Genomic DNA, 18,911 nt, shown 5'->3' with positions numbered 1-18,911 from the left:
CTCATCCGGACTTGCCGAACTCTTTGTGGATCAGGTCGAACAGGTCGTCGGCGCTGACATCGGCCAGCTCGTCGCCTGCGTCTTGCCCGCCGCCGGTCCCCTGTGGACCTTCGGTGACCCGCGGCGTGTCCAGCTGGGCCAGCAGATCGCGCAGCCGGGCGGTGATCGTGACCACCTCGACACCGGTCGGCGGCAGCTCGGCGAGCGCCGCCTCCAGCTTGTCGAGCTCGGCGATCGCGGGCAGCTCGTCCGCCGGGAGCGCCAGCTCGCCGAGCAGGTGCGCGGCCAGCGCGGCCGGGGTCGGGTAGTCGAAGACCACTGTGGACGGCAGCGCGAGTCCGGTCGCCGCGTCGAGCAGGTTGCGCAGCTCCACGCCGGTGAGCGAGTCGAAGCCCAGATCGCGGAACGGGCGCTCCGGGTCGATCGACTCGTCCGCCGAGTGCCCGAGCGCGACCGCCGCGCGAGCGGCCACCAGGTCAAGCACGAGTGCCGGGCGCTCGGCCGCGGGCGCCTCGGCGAGGCGGGCCCGGAGGTCAGGTTCGGGGGTCGCGGCGGGCCGGGCCTCGGGCAGCAGGTCGAGCAGCGGCGGATTCCCGAGGGTGCCCGCGAACCGGGACCAGTCGATGTCGGCGACGCACACGGTGGTCTCGTCCCCGTCGAGCGCGGCGGCCAACGCCTCGATGGCCTGCTCGGGCGACAGGGCGGTGACCCCGGTCCGGTGCTGCCGTTCGGCGTGCTCGGCCCCCATGCCCGCCTCCGCCCACGGGCCCCAGGCGATGGCGGTCGCGGGCTTGCCCCGGGACCGGCGGTGCTCGGCGAGGGCGTCGAGGTAGGCGTTGGCTGCGGCGTAGTTGGCCTGGCCGGGGTTACCGACCACACCGGCGAAGGACGAGAAGAGCACGAACGCGTCCAGCTCACCCGCCAGCTCGTCGAGGTGGCGGGCGGCGTCGGCCTTGCCGCGCCACACCGCGTCCAGGCGGTCCGGGGTGAGGGTGTCGATCACGCCGTCGTCCACCGTGCCCGCGGCGTGGAAGACCGAGGTGACCGGGTGCTCGGCCAACAGCCCGGCCACCGCGTCACGATCGGCGACGTCGCAGGCCACGACGTCGACCCGGACCCCCGCAGAGATCAACTCGTCCCGCAACCGCGGCGCACCAGGTGCGTTCAACCCGCTGCGGCTGGTGAGCACCAGGTGTCCAGCGCCCCTGGTGACCAGCCAGCGAGCCACGTGCGCACCGAGCGCGCCAGTGCCGCCCGTGATCAGCACCGACCCGCTCGGTGTCCACTGTGGTCCGGATCGCTCGGTGCGGCGCACGAGCCTGCGCGCGAGCACGTGTTCGTCGCGCAGCGTGATCTCGTTCTCACCACCGGCCAGCACGGCGGCGAGACCGACCGCGTCGGTGGTGTCGATCAACCCGCCCCAACGGCGGGGCAGCTCCAGCGCGGCGACCCGGCCGAAGCCCCACACCGCGGCGTGGCCGGGACCCGTGGTGCTGTCGGTGACGCACCAGAGCGGGACGTCAATCCTGCCCAGCAGGTCTAAGACCTGGTGCGGGGTATCGGGCGTGGCGATGGCACCCGCGTACTCACCGGGCACGATCTCCCCGGCCGAGTCGACGACGACGGTGTCGATGCCCGCCATGGCCGCGGTGATGGCGGGCGTGGGGGCGACGAGCAGCCAGGGGCCGGCGAACGGCTTCGCCGCGAGCTCCACCGGGACCCAGTCGACGCCGTAGCGGAGGTGGTCGAGCCGGGCCGGGCGGTCGACCTGGGGCCAGAAGCGCTTGTGCTGGAACGGGTAGGTCGGGATCGGCGCGGGTGTGCCCGCCGGGAACAGCGCGGTCCACTTCGGATCGCCGCCGCGCACGTAGTACTGGCCGACGGCGGTGAGCAGCGTGGACACCTCGGCGCGGTCGCGGCGCAGGGTCGCGATGGCGTCGGGGACGAGGGCGGACAGCACGCCGTCCGGGCCGAGCTCCAGGCACTTGACCCCGGCCGGGAGCTGGGCGGCCGCGTCGGCGAAGCGGACGGTCTCGCGGATCTGCCGCACCCAGTAGTCGGCGGTGTCGATCACGCCGGTCGAGGTGGTGATGATCGGGATGCGCGGGGCGTGGAAGGTGAGCCGCTCGGCCACGGCGGCGAACTCGGCGAGCATCGGCTCCATCAGGTGCGAGTGGAACGCGTGCGACACGGTGAGCCGCCGCACCTTGCGCCCCGAGGCCCGCAACTCGCTCTCCAGCGCCGCCACGGCGTGTTCAGCCCCCGACACCACCAGCGAGGTCGGCGAGTTGACCGCCGCCAAGTCGACGCCGCCGGGCAGGTCCAGGTGTTCCGCGGCGACGGCCAACATCGCGCCACCCGCCGGGAGCGCCTGCATCAGCCTGCCGCGGGCACCGACCAGGGCACAGGCGTCGTCGAGGTCGAGCACACCGGCCACGTGCGCGGCGGCCAACTCGCCGATCGAATGTCCGATCAGGACATCCGGGGTGACGCCCCAAGACTCCATGAGCCGGAACAGCGCCACTTCCAGGGCCAACAAGGCCGCCTGGGCGTTCCCGGTCTGGTCGATCGCGGCGTCGTCCCAGTCGACGCGCAGACGCACGGCGTCGAACGCGTCGGCGAACACGGGGTAGGTCGCGTAGAGTTCTTGCCCCATACCCGCACGCTGAGAACCCTGACCGGTGAACAAGAACGCGAGTGGGCCAGGTCGAGCCACACCGCGCAAGACGCCGGGTGCCTCGTTGACCACAGCAGCCAGACCGCGGTGCAGACCGGCCAAGTCGTCGGCGACCACGACAGCCCGGTGCTCCAAGCCCGCGCACGCCGCGGCGAGCGTGCGGCCAACAGCGCTGGGCGGCAGGCTGACCGCGGCTAGCTGAATTGCCCGAGCCCGCAACGCTTCGGGGGTGCGAGCGGAGATGACCCAGGGCAGCGGTGCGGTGTGGGTGGGCGCCGGCGGAGCAGCTGCGTAGCCCTCGAGAACAGCGTGGGCGTTCGTACCGCCGATGCCGAACGCGGAGACCGCGGCCCGACGGGGGCGGTCCAGCTCGGGCCACGGTCGGGCCTGCGTCAACAGTTCGACACCGCCCTGCGACCAGTCGACGTGCGAGGTGGGCGCGTCGACGTGCAGGGTGCGCGGGAGCAGGCCGTGCCGCATGGCCAGCACCATCTTGATCACCCCGGCGATACCCGCGGCGGCCTGCGTGTGGCCGATGTTGGACTTCACCGACCCCAGGTACAGCGGCTCGCCGCGGCCTTGCCCGTAGGCCTGGATGAGCGCGTGCGCCTCGATGGGGTCGCCCAGCGCGGTCCCGGTCCCGTGCGCCTCCACAGCATCCACATCAGACGGACGCAGACCCGCCGTGCGCAACGCCTGGCGGATGACGCGTTGCTGGGAGGGACCATTGGGGGCGGTGAGCCCGTTGGACGCGCCGTCAGAGTTGACGGCGGTTCCCCTCACCACAGCCAAGATCTCGCGCCCGTTGGCGATCGCGTCGGAGAGCCGCTCGACCAGCACCAAGCCGACACCCTCACCCCACCCGGTGCCGTCTGCCTGCTCGGCGAACGGCTTGCACCGACCGTCGGCCGCGAGCCCTCGCTGATGGCTGAACTCGACGAACGCCGTCGGCGTGGCCATGACGGTGACTCCACCCGCGAGCGCCATCGCACACTCACCCGAGCGAACCGCCTGCACGGCCCAGTGCAACGCGACCAGGCTGCTCGAACACGCCGTGTCGACCGACACAGCGGGCCCCTCGAGCCCGAACGTGTACGCCACTCGACCAGACAGCACCGCGGCCGCGCTGCCGATGGCGATGTGACCTTCGAGTCCATCGCCGTTGTTCGCCATCAGGGCCGCGTAGTCCTGGCCGTTGGTGCCAGCGAATACACCGACCCGCCTGCCATTCAGCGCGGTCGGGTCCAGACCGGCGCGCTCGAAGGTCTCCCACGCGGTCTCCAGCAGCAAACGCTGCTGCGGGTCCATCGCCAGTGCCTCGCGCGGCGAGATGCCGAACAGCTCGGCGTCGAACCCCGCCGGGTCGGCGAGGAACCCGCCGAGCCGGGCGAACTCGGGCGCGTTCCGCAGGTCCCAGCCGCGGTCGTCCGGGAAGCCGCCGATGGCGTCCACTTCGGACACCAGCAGGTCCCAGAACCGCTCCGGCCCGGCGGCGCCCGGGAACCGGCAGGCCATGGCCACGATCGCCACCGGCTCCGGGGCACCGGCGAGCACCGGTTCCTCCGGGGCGGGCGGCGCTTGGACGGCGGGGGCGAGCAGGCTGTGCACGTGCGCGGCCAACGCGGCGGGGGTCGGGTGGTCGAAGACGAGACCGGCCGTCAGGGTCAGACCGGTGGCCTCGGCCAGGCGGTTGCGCAGCTCGACGGCCGTGAGCGAGTCGAAACCCAGGTCCCGGAACGGTTTCGCCGGGTCGACCGGGCCCGTCTGACCGTGGCCGAGGACGGCTCCGGCCTGGGTGCGCACAAGTTCGTCGACCACTCGCAGTGCCGCCGCGTGGTCCAACCCCGCGAGCGTGCCCGGCAGGTCACGGGCAGGCGCCTCGGGTGCGCGGGCGGAGACCTCGGGCAAGTCGCCGATGAGCGGGCTCGATCGGGTCGCGGTGAAGGCGACCGAGAAGCGCGCCCAGTCGATGTCGGCCACGGTGACCGCGGTGTCCCCGGAGTCGATCGCGTGCCCGAGGGCGGCGAGCGCGAGCGCGGGCGGCATCGGGGTCAGGCCGCCGCGACGCAGCCTGCGCGCGATGGAGTCCGCACCCGCCATGCCCGAGTCGGCCCACGGGCCCCAGGCGATCGCGGTGGCGGGTTTGCCCTGGGCACGGCGGCGAGTGGCGAGGGCGTCGAGGTGGGCGTTGGCCGCGGCGTAGGCGGCTTGACCCGCGTTGCCGACGGTGCCCGCCAGGGACGAGAACAGGACGAACGCGTCGACCTCACCGACCAGTTCGTCCAAGTGGGACGCCGCGTCCGCCTTGGCGCGCAGGACGGCGGCGAGCCGGTCCGGGGTGATCGACTCGAGCACGCCGTCGTCGACCACGCCCGCGGCGTGGAAGACTGCGGTGACGGGGTGTTCGGCTAGCAGCGCGGCGAGGGCGGAGCGGTCAGCGGCGTCGCAGGCCAGCACCGTGGCGGTCGCGCCCGCCTCGGCGAGTTCGGCGACCAGCTCGGGCACCCCCGGCGCTGCCGGGCCGCGCCTGCTGGTCAGCAGCAGGTCGGTCGCGCCCCGCGCGGCCAACCAACGGGCGACGTGCGCGCCCACGGCTCCGGTCGCACCCGTGACCAACACTGTCCCCCGTGGGATCCAGGACTCGCGCGCGGCCAGCGGTGCGCGGCTGAGACGTCGGGCGAGGACACCGGATCGGCGCACGGCGACCTGGTCTTCCGCACCCGCGAGCACGGCGACGAGTCGGGCACACGCACGCTCGTCCAGGGTCTCCGGGAGATCGACCAGGCCGCCCCACCAACGCGGCTGCTCCAGCGCCACCACCCGGCCGAAGCCCCACACCCGCGCCTGCAGAGGGTCCACATCGGACTCGCCGTCGGTCGCCACACCCGCCCGGGTGACGCACCAGAGCCGGACGTCCAGGTCGGCCTCGGCCACGGTCTGGGAGACCCGGAGCGCCAGCGCGAGGTCGCCCGCGCACAGCACGCCCGCGACGCCGTCGAGCGCGGCCCGGTCCACCTCGCCGACCGCCCGCACGGTCACGCCGACCGCGCCGAGCACGTCGGCGATCGCGGAATCGCCCACCACGAGCCAACTGCCGTCCAACGGCGCGGCGGGCAGGTCCACCGGCCGCCACGTGACCTGGTACCGCCAGGTCTCGGCGCGGGAGGTGTCGCGTCGTTCCCGACGCCAGGAAGCGAGGTTCGGCAGCACCCCCGCCAAACTGTCCCTTGTGGAGTCATTCAGCCCGAGCGTGGTCGACAGGGCGGCCACGTCCTGCTCCTCCACCGCCGCCCAGAACCGGGCGTCGACGGGGTCCGTGGTGACGCTGACCAGCGGGGCGTCCACCCAGTAGCGCCGCCGCTGGAAGGCGTAAGTCGGCAGGTCGACCCGCTTGCCGCCCCACGGCGCGAAGATCGCCGACCAGGTCACCGGTACACCCCGCACGTGCAGCGCGGACACCGCTCGCAGGACGGACTCCTGCTCCGGGCGACCCGCCCGCAACATCGGCACACCCGTCTCGACCAGCGCGGACAGCACGGCGTCCGGACCGATCTCCAGGCACCGGACGCCCTCGGGGAGGTCGGCCACGGCGTCGGCGAAGCGGACGGCCTCCCGCACCTGGCGCACCCAGTAGTCCGGGGTGGCCGGGTCGCCGGACGAGGTGGGCACCAGCGGGATCCGCGGCGAGTGGAAGGTCAGACCGGCGGCCACCTGGGCGAACTCGGCCAGCATCGGGTCCATCAGGCGCGAGTGGAAGGCGTGCGAGACGGCGAGCCGCTTCACCCGCAGGCCCTCGGCACGCCAGCGCGCCTCCAGTGCGTCGATGGCGGCGGCGGTGCCCGAGACCACGAGTGACCGGGGTCCGTTCACGGCAGCCAGGTCCACGTCGTCGGGCAGCTCCACCGACGACGCCTCGACGGCGAGCATCGCCCCGCCGTCGGGCAGCGCGTCCATCAGCCTGGCCCGCGCCGACACCAGCGCGCACGCGTCCGCCAGCGACAGCACACCGGCGACGTGCGCGGCGGCCAGCTCGCCGATCGAGTGTCCGATGAGGACATCGGGTCGCAGTCCCCACGAGTCGGCGAGCCGGAACAGCGCCACTTCCAGGGCGAACAAGGCGGGCTGGGCGTTACCCGTGCGCAGCAGGTCGTCGCCGATGGTGAGCTTCGCGCGGACCTCGTCGTAGGCAGCGGCGAAGACCGGGAATGCCTCGTACAGCTCAACGCCCATGCCCGCGTGCTGCGCGCCCTGGCCGGTGAACAGGAACGCCAGCTTCCCCTGGACGGCCTCACCCCGCGCGAGCAGCGGTGACACCTGATCCGCCGCCAGGTCCACGACGGCCTCCCGGCCGAACGCGACGGCCCGGAACGGCAACGTCGCGCGATGGGTCAGTGACTGTCCGATGTCGACGGGGTCCGCGACCACCTCGGCTAGCCGGCTCGCTTGCGCGCGCAGTGCCTCCGGGGTGGCGGCCGAGAGCAGCCACGGCACCACGGCGGGCCTGGTACGGGTTCGCCCGGCCACCGGCTCGTCGGGAACCTGCTCCAAGACGGCGTGCGCGTTCGTCCCGCTGATGCCGAACGACGACACCGCCGCCCGCCGCGGCCTGCCGACGGCGGGCCACTCCCGCTCGGCGACCAGCAGCTCCACCGCGCCCGAGGACCAGTCCACGTGCGGCGACGGCTCGTCCACGTGCAGCGTCTTGGGCAGCACCCCGTGCCGCATGGCCTGCACCATCTTGATCACGCCACCGACGCCCGCCGCCGCCTGGGTGTGGCCGACGTTGGACTTGAACGAGCCCAACCACAGCGGTTCCACCCGGTCCTGGCCATAGGTGGCCAGCAACGCGGACGCCTCGATCGGGTCCCCCAGCGCGGTGCCGGTGCCGTGCGCCTCGACAGCGTCCACATCGGACGCTCGGAGCCCGGCTGAGGCGAGCGCCGACCGGATGACCCGTTCCTGCGACCGCCCGTTCGGGGCGGTCAGACCGTTGGACGCGCCGTCGGAGTTGACCGCCGAACCACGCACGATCGCCAACACGGGGTGGCCGTTGCGGCGGGCGTCGGAGAGCCGCTCGACCAGCAGCACACCCGCGCCCTCGGCCCAGCTCGTACCGTCGGCCGCCGCGGCGAACGACTTGCAGCGCCCATCGGGGGCGAGCCCGCGCTGACGGCTGAAGTCGACGAAGACCGAAGGTGCCGACATCACGGTCACGCCGCCGACCAGCGCCAACGAGCACTCGCCCGACCGCAGGGCCTTCGCTGCCCAGTGCAGGGCGACCAAACTGCTGGAGCACGCGGTGTCAACGGTGACCGCGGGCCCCTCAAACCCGAAGGTGTACGCGATCCGCCCGGAGACGACGCTGCCCGCGCTGCCGGTCGCCAGGTAACCCTCCACATCGGACGGTGTGGTGGCCATGCTGGCGGCGTAGTCGTGGTACATCACGCCCGCGAACACCCCGGTTCGGCTGCCACGCAACGTGTCCGGGTCGATACCCGCTCGCTCGAACGCCTCCCACGACAGCTCCAGCAGCAACCGCTGCTGGGGGTCCATCGCCAGGGCTTCGCGCGGCGAGATACCGAAGAACTCCGCGTCGAATTCGGGCGCCTCGTGCAGGAAGCCGCCGTGCCGGGTGTAGGTGGTGCCGGGGACGTCGGGGTCGGGGTGGTAGATCCGGTCGAGGTCCCAGCCGCGTCCGGTGGGGAAGCCGGTGATGCCGTCGCGACCCGCCACCACCATGTCCCACAACGACTCCGGGCTGTCGACCCCGCCCGGGTAGCGGCAGCCCATAGCGACGATGGCGATCGGGTCGTCCTCGGCGGCCACCACGTCCGGCTCGTCGGGCGTGCCGTCGAGTTCACCGCGCAAGTAGTCGGCGAGCGCGGCCGGGGTCGGGTAGGAGAAGACGAGCGTGGCGGGCAGCCGCAGGCCAGTGGCCGCGCCGAGTCGGTTGCGCAGCTCGACGCCGGTCAGCGAGTCGAAGCCCAGGTCCTTGAAGGTGCGCGACGGTTCGACCCGGTTGCCCGAGGTGTGCCCGAGCACGGCGGCGACGTGGCCGCGTACCAGCTCGTCGGGGTCCGCGACCGCGATCACCGGCTCGGGCGCGCGCAGGGCGGTCGCCAGGGCGAGCACGTGCGGGTAGTCGGGCGCGTGGTCGAAGAGCGCGAGCCCCTGCGCCGGGGTGAGGACGCCGCCCAGGGAGCGGAACCTGGCACGGTCGGCGCTGGTCAGGGTGGCTCCCATGCCCGCGTCCCAAAGCCCCCAGGCGAGGGATCGGGCGGGCAGACCCTCGGCGCGCCTGCGGGTGGCGAGACCGTCAAGGAAAGCGTTCGCGGCGGCGTAGGCGGCCTGGCCCGCTGTGCCGAAGTGCGCGGCCACCGAGGAGAAGAGCACGAACTCGGTCAGCGGGCGGTCACGGGTCAGCTCATCGAGGTGGACGGCGGCGTCGACCTTGGCGCGCAGCACCGCGGCCACCCGCTCGGCGTCGAGCGAGCCGACCAACCCGTCGTCGACCACGCCGGCCGCGTGCACGACCGCGGTGATCGGCTGATCACTCAGCAGCCGGGCCAGTGCGTCTCGGTCGGCCGCGTCGCAGGCGATCACGGTCGCGCCGAGCGCGTCGGTCTCCGCCGAGCGCTGTCCCCGACGGCTGGTCAGCACCAGGCGGACACCGCGTTCGGCCAGGTGCCGGGCGATGATCATGCCGAGGGCACCAGTGCCACCGGTGATCAGAACGGTGTCCTCAGGCCCGAGACGGGGCTCGGCGTCAACAGTCCCCCGGACAGGGTGCGGGGCCAGGACGACGCCGTCCCGCACCGCCAGCTGCGGCTCGGCGGCGCGCGGCACGGCGGAGCCGTCGGTGTCGAGCAGGGCGAACCGGCCGGGGTGCTCGGTCTGCGCGGACCGGACCAGCCCCCACACCGCACTCGCGGCCGGGTCCACCGACTCCCCCGGCCGGATGGCCACCGCGCCACGGGTGTGCACGACCAGGGTGCCGGTGTCACGGGTGAGCCAGTCCTGCACGAGCGCCAAGGCGTCGCGCACCGCGCGATGGGTGCGTTCGACCAGGTCACCGGCTGGAATCTCGAACAGCGGGGCCGAACCACCGAGCGGGACCTCGGTCGGCTCCCACTCGACGGTGTAGGCGACACCGGACTCGCGGAGCGCAGCGGTGGAGATCGCCCGGAAGGTGAGTGACTGGACGCTCAGCACGGGCGCGCCAAACGGATCGACCGCGTGCAGGGCGTACTCGTCTTGGCCTCGCCGGGTCAGGCGGGCGCGCAGCGCGGTGATGTCGGTTGAGTGCAGGGTGACGCCGGACCAGGCGAACGGGAGGAGGGTGACCCCGTCGCGGGTGAGGCCGTCGGCGCCGAGGGCGTGCAGGACCGCGTCGAAGACCGCCGCTCGGGGACCGGCGAGATCCACGTGGGCGTGGATGACGTCCTCGGTGCGCCACACCGATCGGAGCCCTTGGAACGCAGGGCCGTAGTCGAGGCCGATGGCGGCCAGGTCCGCATAACCCGCAGGACTGCCGGGGCCGCCGGGCAGGACAACCGGGTCCACCTTGGTGGCCGGGGTGTCGGTGAGCCTGCCCGCCGCGTGGGTTGTCCACGGCTCGTCGCCGATCTGGCTGTAAATCGAGATGTCCGCGGCGGACACCACGACCTGGAGGCGGACCGGCTCGCGGGTCAGCACCAGCGGCGCGCGCAGGGTCAGCTCGTCGAGGTTCGGCCTGCCGAACAGGGCGCCCGCGTGCAGGGCGAGGTCCACGAAGGCAGTGCCGGGCAGCACCGCCGCGCCGCGCACCGAGTGGTCGATCAACCACGGGTGGGTGGCGAGGGAGACGCGGCCGGTGAGCACGATGCCGTCGCCGGTGGCCAGCGGGATGGCCGCACCGAGCAGCGGGTGCCCGGCCGGACCGAGTCCCGCGCCGATGACGTCGACGGCGGTGGCCTCCGGCCAGAACCGCTCGTGCTGGAACGGGTAGGTCGGCAGCTCGACGCGGTTCGCAGGTCCACTGTGGACCCGGTGCCAGTCCAGCCCCGCGCCCCGGACCCACAGGCCGGCCAGGGCGTCGGCGATCGCCCCCGGCTCCGGGCGGGTCGACCGCAGCAGCGGGACACCGTCGTCGACCAGGGCGGAGAGCACGCCGTCCGGACCGAGCTCCACGAACACGGCGCCGTCGTGCTCGGCGACCGCGTCGGCGAAGCGCACGGTCTCCCGGACCTGGCGCACCCAGTAGTCGGGGGTGGCCGGGTCGCCGGTCGAGGTCGGGGTGATCGGGACGCGCGGGGTCTGGTAGGTCAGCGACGCCGCGACCTGGGCGAACTCGGCGAGCATCGGGTCCATCAGCCGCGAGTGGAACGCGTGCGAGACCGTCAGCCGCTTGACCTTGCGCCCCTCGGAACGCCATTGGACCTCAAGTGCCGCGACGGCCTCCTCGCCGCCGGAGACCACAATGGACTCGGGTCCGTTGACCGCGGCGAGGTCGACGCCCTCCGGCAGCACGACATCCGACGCGGCCACGGCGAGCATGGCCCCGCCGGTCGGGAGGGCCTGCATGAGGCGGGCCCGGGCGGACACCAGCGCGCAGGCGTCGTCGAGGGAGAGGATCCCGGCGACGTGCGCCGCGGCCAGCTCGCCGATGGAGTGGCCGACCAGGGCGTCTGGCCGCAGGCCCCAGGACTCGACCAGGCGGAACAGCGCGACCTCGAGGGCGAACAGCGCGGCCTGGGCGCTGCCGGTCTGGTCGATGGCGTCGTCGTCGAACGGCAGCCGCGCGCGGACCTCGTCGAAGGCGGTGGCGAACACCGGGAACGTCGCGCGCAGTTCAGCGCCCATGCCGACGCGTTGGGAACCCTGACCGGTGAACAGGAACACCGTCTTGCGCGGCGTGGCCAACCCGGTCCGCCCACCGCCGTCGACCACTTCGGCGAGCCCGGCGAGCAGGCTCTCCCGGTCCTCGGCCACGACCGCGGCTCGGTGGTCGAGTGCCGTCCGAGTGGTGGCTAGGGCGTGGGCAAGATCAGCGACGTCGGCGTCGACCGTGCGCAGTCGAGCCGCCTGCGCGCGCAGCGCCTCGACCGAACGAGCCGAGAACAACACTGGGAACAACGCGGGTCGACTGTCCATAGCGGACTCAGTCGCTACCGGCGCCTCTTCGATTACCGTGTGCGCGTTGGTGCCGCTGATGCCGAACGACGACACCGCCGCCCGCCGAGGGCGGGCGCCGCGCAGCCAAGGACGGTTATCGGTCAACAGCTCCACCGCACCCGCTGACCAGTCGACGTGCGGGGACGGCTCGTCGGCGTGCAGCGTGCGCGGCAGCTCGCCGTGCCGCAGCGCCTGCACCATCTTGATGACACCCGCGAGGCCCGCGGCGGCCTGGGTGTGGCCGATGTTGGACTTGACCGAGCCCAACCACAGCGGCGTGGAACGGTCACGCCCGTACGCGGCGAGCAGCGCGCCCGCCTCGATCGGATCGCCTAGCGCGGTGCCGGTCCCGTGCGCTTCCACAGCGTCCACATCGGACGCGCACAGACCCGCCGAGTCGAGCGCGGCACGGATCACCCGCTGCTGCGATGGACCGTTCGGCGCGGTGAGGCCGTTCGACGCGCCATCGGAGTTGACCGCGGAGCCACGCACCAGCGCCAACACCTGGTTGCCATCGCGGACCGCGTCGGACAGCCGCCGCAGCGCGATGACCGCGACACCCTCGGACCAGCCCGTGCCGTCCGCACCCGCGCCGAACGCCTTGCACCGCCCGTCCGGCGAGAGCCCGCCCTGGCGGGCGAATTCCGCGAAGATCCCCGGCGTCGACATGATCGTCACGCCACCCGCGAGAGCCAGGTCACACTCGCCGGCGTGCAGCGCTTGGGTGGCCAGGTGCAGCGCGACCAAACTGCTGGAGCACGCGGTGTCGACGGTGACCGCCGGGCCCTCGAAGCCGAAGGTGTACGCGATCCGTCCTGATGCGACACTCGCCGTGCTGCCGGTGAGCAGGTATCCGGCCGAATCGCCCGCAGGCTCGTGCATGCGCGGGCCGTAGTCCTGGGCCATGGCACCGACGAAGACACCGGTGCGACTGCCCCGCAACCGCGCGGGGTCCATGCCAAGGCGTTCCACCGCCTCCCACGAGACCTCCAGCAGCATCCGCTGCTGCGGGTCCATCGCCAGCGCCTCACGCGGGGAGACGCCGAACAGCTCGGCGTCGAACCCGGCGATGTCGGCGAGGAAGCCGCCCTGGGCGGGCATGTCCGCGGGCAGCTCCCAGCCACGGTCGGAAGGGAACTCCGAGAGCGCCTCATCTCCCCGGGAAACCAAGCGCCACAGGGCTTCCGGCGAGTCGATGCCACCGGGGAAGCGGCAGGCCATGGCGACGATCGCCACCGGCTCGTCGGCCGCGCGAGTGCGTGGCCCCTCGGTGACGCGCTCGCCACCGAGCAACTCGTCGCGGGCGAAGGCGGCCACCGCGAGCGGGGTCGGGTGGTCGAACAGCAGCGTGGTCGGCAGCCGCAGCCCGGTCGCCACAGCCAGCCGGTTGCGCAACTCGACGGCGGTGAGCGACTCCAGGCCGAGGTCCTTGAACGTGCGCGCCGGGTCGACCGCGTCCGGCCCGGAGAACCCGCCGACGACCGCGGTGTGCGCGCGGACCAGGTCGAGCACCAGCCCGATCCGGGCGTCCGCGGGCGCGGCGAGCAGCCGACCGCGCAGCGAGTCGTCCCGCTCGACCGCCTGGTCAGTGGCGGTGGAACCCGGGCGCCAGTGGCGTTCCCGCTGGAAGGCGTAGGTGGGCAGGTCAACGGCGACGCCGGGCGGCGGCGCGAGGTCGACACCGTGCGCCTGCAACTCGGCGGCGGCGAGCAGCAGTCGATCGAGACCGCCCTCGTCGCGGCGCAGCGAGCCGACCACCACCGCTTCGTCCACTTCGGACTCGGTCAGGGTGTCCCGGACGGCGGGGGCGAGTACCGGGTGCGGCGTGGACTCGACGAAGAACCGGTAACCCGCGGCCACCAGCGTCCGGGTGGCGGCTGCGAACTCCACGGTGCCGCGCAGGTTCCGGTACCAGTACTCGGCGTCCAGCGTGGGCGACCACTCACCGGTGACCGTTGACAGGAAAGGGATCTCGACCGGTCGCGGTTCGATGCCGTCGAGCACGGCCAAGAGCTCGTCGTGGATCTCCTCGACGTGGGCGGAGTGCGACGCGTAGTCCACCGGCACGCGCTTGGCGTTGACGCCGCAGACCGCCGCGAACCCGTCCAGCGACTCCGGATCACCGGCGACCACCACGGCGGCGGGTCCGTTGACCGCGGCCACCGAGAGCCCCGGCCAGTCCGCGAGCCACTCCCGCACCTGGTCAGGCGCGGCGGGCACCGACAGCATCCCGCCCCGGCCCGCCAACGCCACCAACGCCTTGCTGCGCAGCGCCACGACCTTCGCGGCGTCCGCGAGGGACAACGCCCCGCAGACGTGCGCGGCGGCGATCTCGCCCTGCGAGTGGCCGACCACGCACTCCGGCCGCACCCCCAGCGAGCGCCAGATCGCGGCCAACGACACCATCACCGCGAACAACGCGGGTTGGACGACATCCACCCGGCTGAGGTCGCCCGAGCGGAGCACTTCCGGAAGCGACCAGTCGACGTGCGGGTCCAGCGCCTCGGCGCACGCGGCGATGCTCTCGGCGAAGACCTCGTCGGTGTCGAGCAGGTCGCTGGCCATCCCGGCCCACTGAGAACCCTGGCCGGAGAACAGGAACGCGACCTTGCCCTGGGTCACCGCGCCGGTGACGACCCCGGCGGCGGGCAAGCCCGCGGCGACAGCGGCCAGCCCGGCGCGCAGTTCGGCCCGGTCCGCGGCGACGATGGCCGCACGCTGTTCGAAGGCCGTGCGCGTGGTGGCCAGGGAGTGCGCGATGTCGACAACCCCGTGCTCGACCTCGCGCAGCAGCGAAGCCTGCGCCCGGAGTGCCGCCTCGGTCCGCCCGGAGACGAGGACGATGACCCGTGAGTCCTGAGTAGACTGTGAAGTCGGCGCGGGCGCCGGTCCGAGGACCACGTGGCAGTTGGTGCCGCCCATGCCGAACGCGCTGACCCCGGCATCGCGGCCGACCAGCGGCGCGACTTCGGTCTGCACCAACAAGTTCAGCTCGTCGAGCGGGATGCGCGGGTTCGGCTCGCGGAAGTTCAGGCTGGGTGGGATCTCCCCGTGCTCGACCACCAGGCTCGCCTTGATCAGCCCGGCGATGCCCGCCGCGCCCTCCAGGTGGCCCAGGTTCGTCTTCGCCGACCCCACCGGAAGCGGCGCCGAGCGCGCGCGGCCGAGCGCGGCCCCCAGCGCGGCGGCCTCGATCGGGTCGCCCATCGGTGTCCCGGTGCCGTGCAGTTCGACGTAGCCGACCTCGTCCGGCGCAACGCCCGCGCGCTCGTGCGCCTCGCGCAGCACGGCTTCCTGGGCGTACCGGCTCGGCGCGGTCAGGCTCGCGCCGCCGCCGTCGTTGTTGACCGCGCTACCGAGGATCACCGAGTGCACGCGATCACCGTCGGCCAACGCCCGCGCCAACGGCTTGAGCAGCACCAAGCCGCCGCCCTCACCGCGGACGAAACCGTTGGCGCGCGCGTCGAAGGTGTAGCAGCGACCGTCCGGGGACAGCCCGCCGAAGCGCAGCGCGCTGACCGTGCTCTCCGGGGCCAGGTTCAGGTTGACCCCGCCCGCGATGGCCAGGTCGGACTCGCCGCGGCGCAGGCTTTCGCAGGCCAGGTGCACCGAGACCAGCGCGGAGGACTGGCCCGCGTCCACCGCGAGGCTGGGTCCGCGCAGGCCGAACAGGTACGAGACCCGGTTGGCGATGACACTGCGGTGCAGCCCGGTGATGGTGTGCCGGTCGATCGCGGCGTCGCCGTCGCGGTGCAGCAAGGTGGCGTAATCGTCCCAGATGGCGCCGACGAACACCCCGGTCCGGCTGCCGCGCAGCGCCTTTGGCGGGATCCGCGCGTCCTCGCAGGCGGTCCAGGCCAGTTCGAGGGCGAGCCGCTGCTGCGGGTCCATGGCCGCGGCCTCGCGCGGGGCGATGCCGAAGAACCCGGCGTCGAAGCCGGCCACGTCGGCGAGGAAGCCCCCGCGCGGCACCTCGGCGAGCGACCAGCGGTCCGCTGGGACCTCGGTGGTGGCGTCGGTGCCGGACCGCAGCAGGTCCCAGTACCGGCGCGGGTCGTCCGCGCCCGGGAATCGGCAGGAGAACCCGACAACCGCGATGGCCTCGGCGCGCACTTCGGACATGAATGCCTCAAACCCACTCGATACCGTGAGTTCCCGCGCGCGGGAACTCGACCGAAGCCGGGACCGGAAAAGGGCGCGCCAACGACGTGAATTGCCTCCGATTCTCCTCGGACGCGTCCCCGGGTTGGACAGTAGTTAGGCCGTGTCAGCGCGGCCAACCCCTATGGCCCCGGCCCCTGCCCCTAACCTGCCGGGTGTGGCGAACGCGCAGGTCAGCGGCATCGAATGGGGGGTGGCTCAGCCCACCGGAACGGCTTCGGCGGCCACCCGCTCGGCGCGTTCGGCCGCCTTGCGCGCGAGCTTTTCCCGCAGCCTGCGCGTCTCGGTGAGATAAACCCAGCCGGAAAGCGCGAACGCGGCCAAGCCGAGTACCAGCATCAACGCGATCGCGGGCCATTGCAGACCGTCGGGCAGGTAGAGCGGGAAGAACCAGACCTTGGCGATGTCACCGCTGAGCTTCATCCCCAGCGGCACCAGGCCCTGCGGGAACAGCGCGATGCAGCCGATGAAGAAGCTCGTCCACAGCAGACCGCGGCGGTGCCGGGGCATGGCCTTGAGCACGGCGGTCTCCGCGCCGACCTGGCCCTCGTGCTCCTTGCCCGCGCGCATCAGGTAGAGCAGCTCGGGCCCGCGCGCGATCAGCTTCTTCACCGCGGCCGCACCGAGCAGCCAGTACGACAGCGCGCCGACGAACAGCCCCACGGGCACGCCCGCCCAGACGAGCAGCGGTTGGTCGAGGAGTTCGCCCGCGAGCACCGTCCCCAGCGCCGGGGTGGCCACGCTCAGCGCCAGCAGCAGCATCACGAAGGCCTGGCCGGTGACGTCGCCGTGGTCGAGCGGGGAGTTCTTGTTCTTGTGCGGGTCCGGCCCGGGGACGAGCTGGTCGATCGCGACCACGAGCAGCAGGCCGCCACCCCCGCCGAGCAGCGAGAACGTCGCGGCCAGCGCCCACGGCCAGAGCGCCGGGTCGCCGTGCAGCAGGACGCCGAGCACGGTCAGCGCGATCGAGAGCGGTCCGAAGAGGGTGAGCCAGGCCAGCTGCCTGCCGCGCACGTCGGCGGTCTCGGTGCCGGGCAGCAGCAGGGTCAGCCAGAGCGCGGTGCCGTCCTGGCCGTAGAGGTTCGCGCAGGTCACCGAGGCCATCAGCGCGGTGATGGCGCCGACGAACGGCAGGAACGCGGTGGCGTCGAACAGCAGCGGCAGCAGCCCGCTCAAGATCGCGAACGCGGGCGCGACGACCAGGCTCTGCACCCGCAGCGGGTCGCGCAGCCAGGTGCGGACCTCCTTGACGTAGACCGCCGACACCGGACCGCGATCGGCCCGCCGGGCGGCGGCCTGGGCACTCGACCCGCGCACGACCGGGCGGGCCAGCCGCCGCGGACCGAGCAGCCTGCCCCAGAACAGCACGAGCAGCACCACCAGCACGGCGAGCCCGGCCAGCGGGAGCAGTGTCCACAGCCAATCGCCACGCGCGGACGCCTCCACCGCCAGCACCGCCCAGCTCGACGGCAGCAGGCGCACGACCAGCGAGAACGTCGGCGAGAACCCGGTCTCGAGCACCACGTCCAGGGCGATGAACACGACCCAGCCGGACTGGCTCAGCACCATCATGGTCGCGGTGATCAACGCGGTGACCGCCGCGCCGGAGCGCGAGCGCGACAGCGCGCCGAAGAACCGCCCGGCCAGCCGGGACAGCAGCACCACCAGGGTCAGCTGGAGCACCAGCCCCGGCACCGAGACGATCACCGGCAGGACCCCGAACCGGGCCGCGTAGACGATCAGAGCGGTGAACGCGACCAGCGTGACCGCCGTGGTGACCCCGACGAAGGCCGCGCCCAGCAGCCCGAGCGCCAACCGCGTGCGCGGCACCGGCTCCAGCGCGAACTGCTCGGCGCGCAGCACCGGGTCACCGCCGAAGGCGGGCCCGAGCATCCAGCCGAAGGCCCAGATGGCGAAGGTGACCGCGAGCAGGTCGAGCACCGTGCCGGGGGCGGCGTCGGCGGTGGCCAGCGCGATCGTGCCCGCCGCCAGGGCCAGCCCGACCAGGCCGCCGGTGAGCATCCAGGTGGCCCGCGGCCCGGCGATGGTGTGCCGCAGGACTGTCAGCTTCATCCGGATCAGGACGCCAGCCACGACAGGCCCTCCCCGCCGCCGACCCGGACGCCGACCAGTTCGACGAAGGTCTCCTCGAGCGTGGTGGCGCCGCGCACCTCGGCGAGCGGCCCCTCGGCGACGACCCGGCCCCTGGCCATGACCGCGACCGTGTCGCACAGCTGCTCGACCAGGGCCATCACGTGGCTGGACAGCAGCACCGAGCCGCCACCGCCGACGAACCGGTTCAGGATCCGCTTGATGGTGGCCGCCGACACCGGGTCGACCGCCTCGAACGGCTCGTCGAGGACCAGCAGCCGCGGGCCGTGCAGCAGGGCCGTGGCAAGGCCGATCTTCTTGCGCATGCCGGTGGAGTAGTCCACGACGAGGGTGCGTTCGGCGTCGCCGGTCAGCTCCATGACGTGCAAGAGCTCTTCGGCGCGGTCCGCGGTGGTCTTGGCGTCCAGACCGCGCAGCTGCCCCAGGTAGGTGAGCAGCTCTCGGCCGGTAAGGCGTTCGGGGAGGGCAAGACCGTCAGGGAGTACGCCCATGAGCTTGCGCGCGCTAAGAGGGTCTTCCCAAACATCTACGCCGAAGACCAGCGAACGGCCCTCGTCAGGGCGCAGCAGGCCGACAGCCATAGACAGCGCGGTCGTCTTGCCGGCGCCGTTGGGGCCGACGAGGCCGTAGAACGAGCCAGGGGCGACGGTGAGGTCCACGCGGTCGACGGCGGTGTACTCCCCGAACACCTTGTGCAGGCCGAGGAGACGGAAGGCCGCTGTCTCGGGCGTACCGCCTGTGTCATCTACCTGCGGCTGCACTGCGCTCACGCTGCTAGTCCCCTTCGTGTGCTTTTGCCCGTGATCAC

General features: G+C 72.9%; 3 protein-coding genes. All 3 read right to left on the bottom strand.

Annotation, left to right across the window (positions count from 1 at the left end; all coding sequences use genetic code 11):
• Position 1: 1 nt before the first annotated feature.
• Positions 2-15,952 (bottom strand): type I polyketide synthase, encoded by a 15,951-nt coding sequence (locus tag QSK30_RS00495; RefSeq protein ID WP_285498712.1) that lies wholly within the window; start codon positions 15,950-15,952, stop codon positions 2-4.
• Positions 15,953-16,189: 237 nt separating this feature from the next.
• A complete protein-coding gene (locus QSK30_RS00490) occupies positions 16,190-18,085 on the bottom strand; it encodes a permease-like membrane multi-spanning protein (RefSeq protein WP_285498711.1) in 1,896 nt (631 codons plus the stop codon).
• Positions 18,070-18,873: an ABC transporter ATP-binding protein gene (locus QSK30_RS00485; protein ID WP_285498710.1), complete on the bottom strand. Its 804-nt coding sequence runs from the start codon at positions 18,871-18,873 to the stop codon at positions 18,070-18,072. Before QSK30_RS00485 ends, QSK30_RS00490 begins: the two co-directional genes overlap by 16 nt.
• Between the last annotated feature and the right edge of the window lie 38 nt (positions 18,874-18,911).

Origin of the sequence: Actinokineospora sp. NBRC 105648, assembly GCF_030269645.1 — a bacterium.
In the GTDB taxonomy this organism is placed as follows: domain Bacteria; phylum Actinomycetota; class Actinomycetes; order Mycobacteriales; family Pseudonocardiaceae; genus Actinokineospora.
This window is presented reverse-complemented; position numbering and strand designations above follow the sequence as displayed.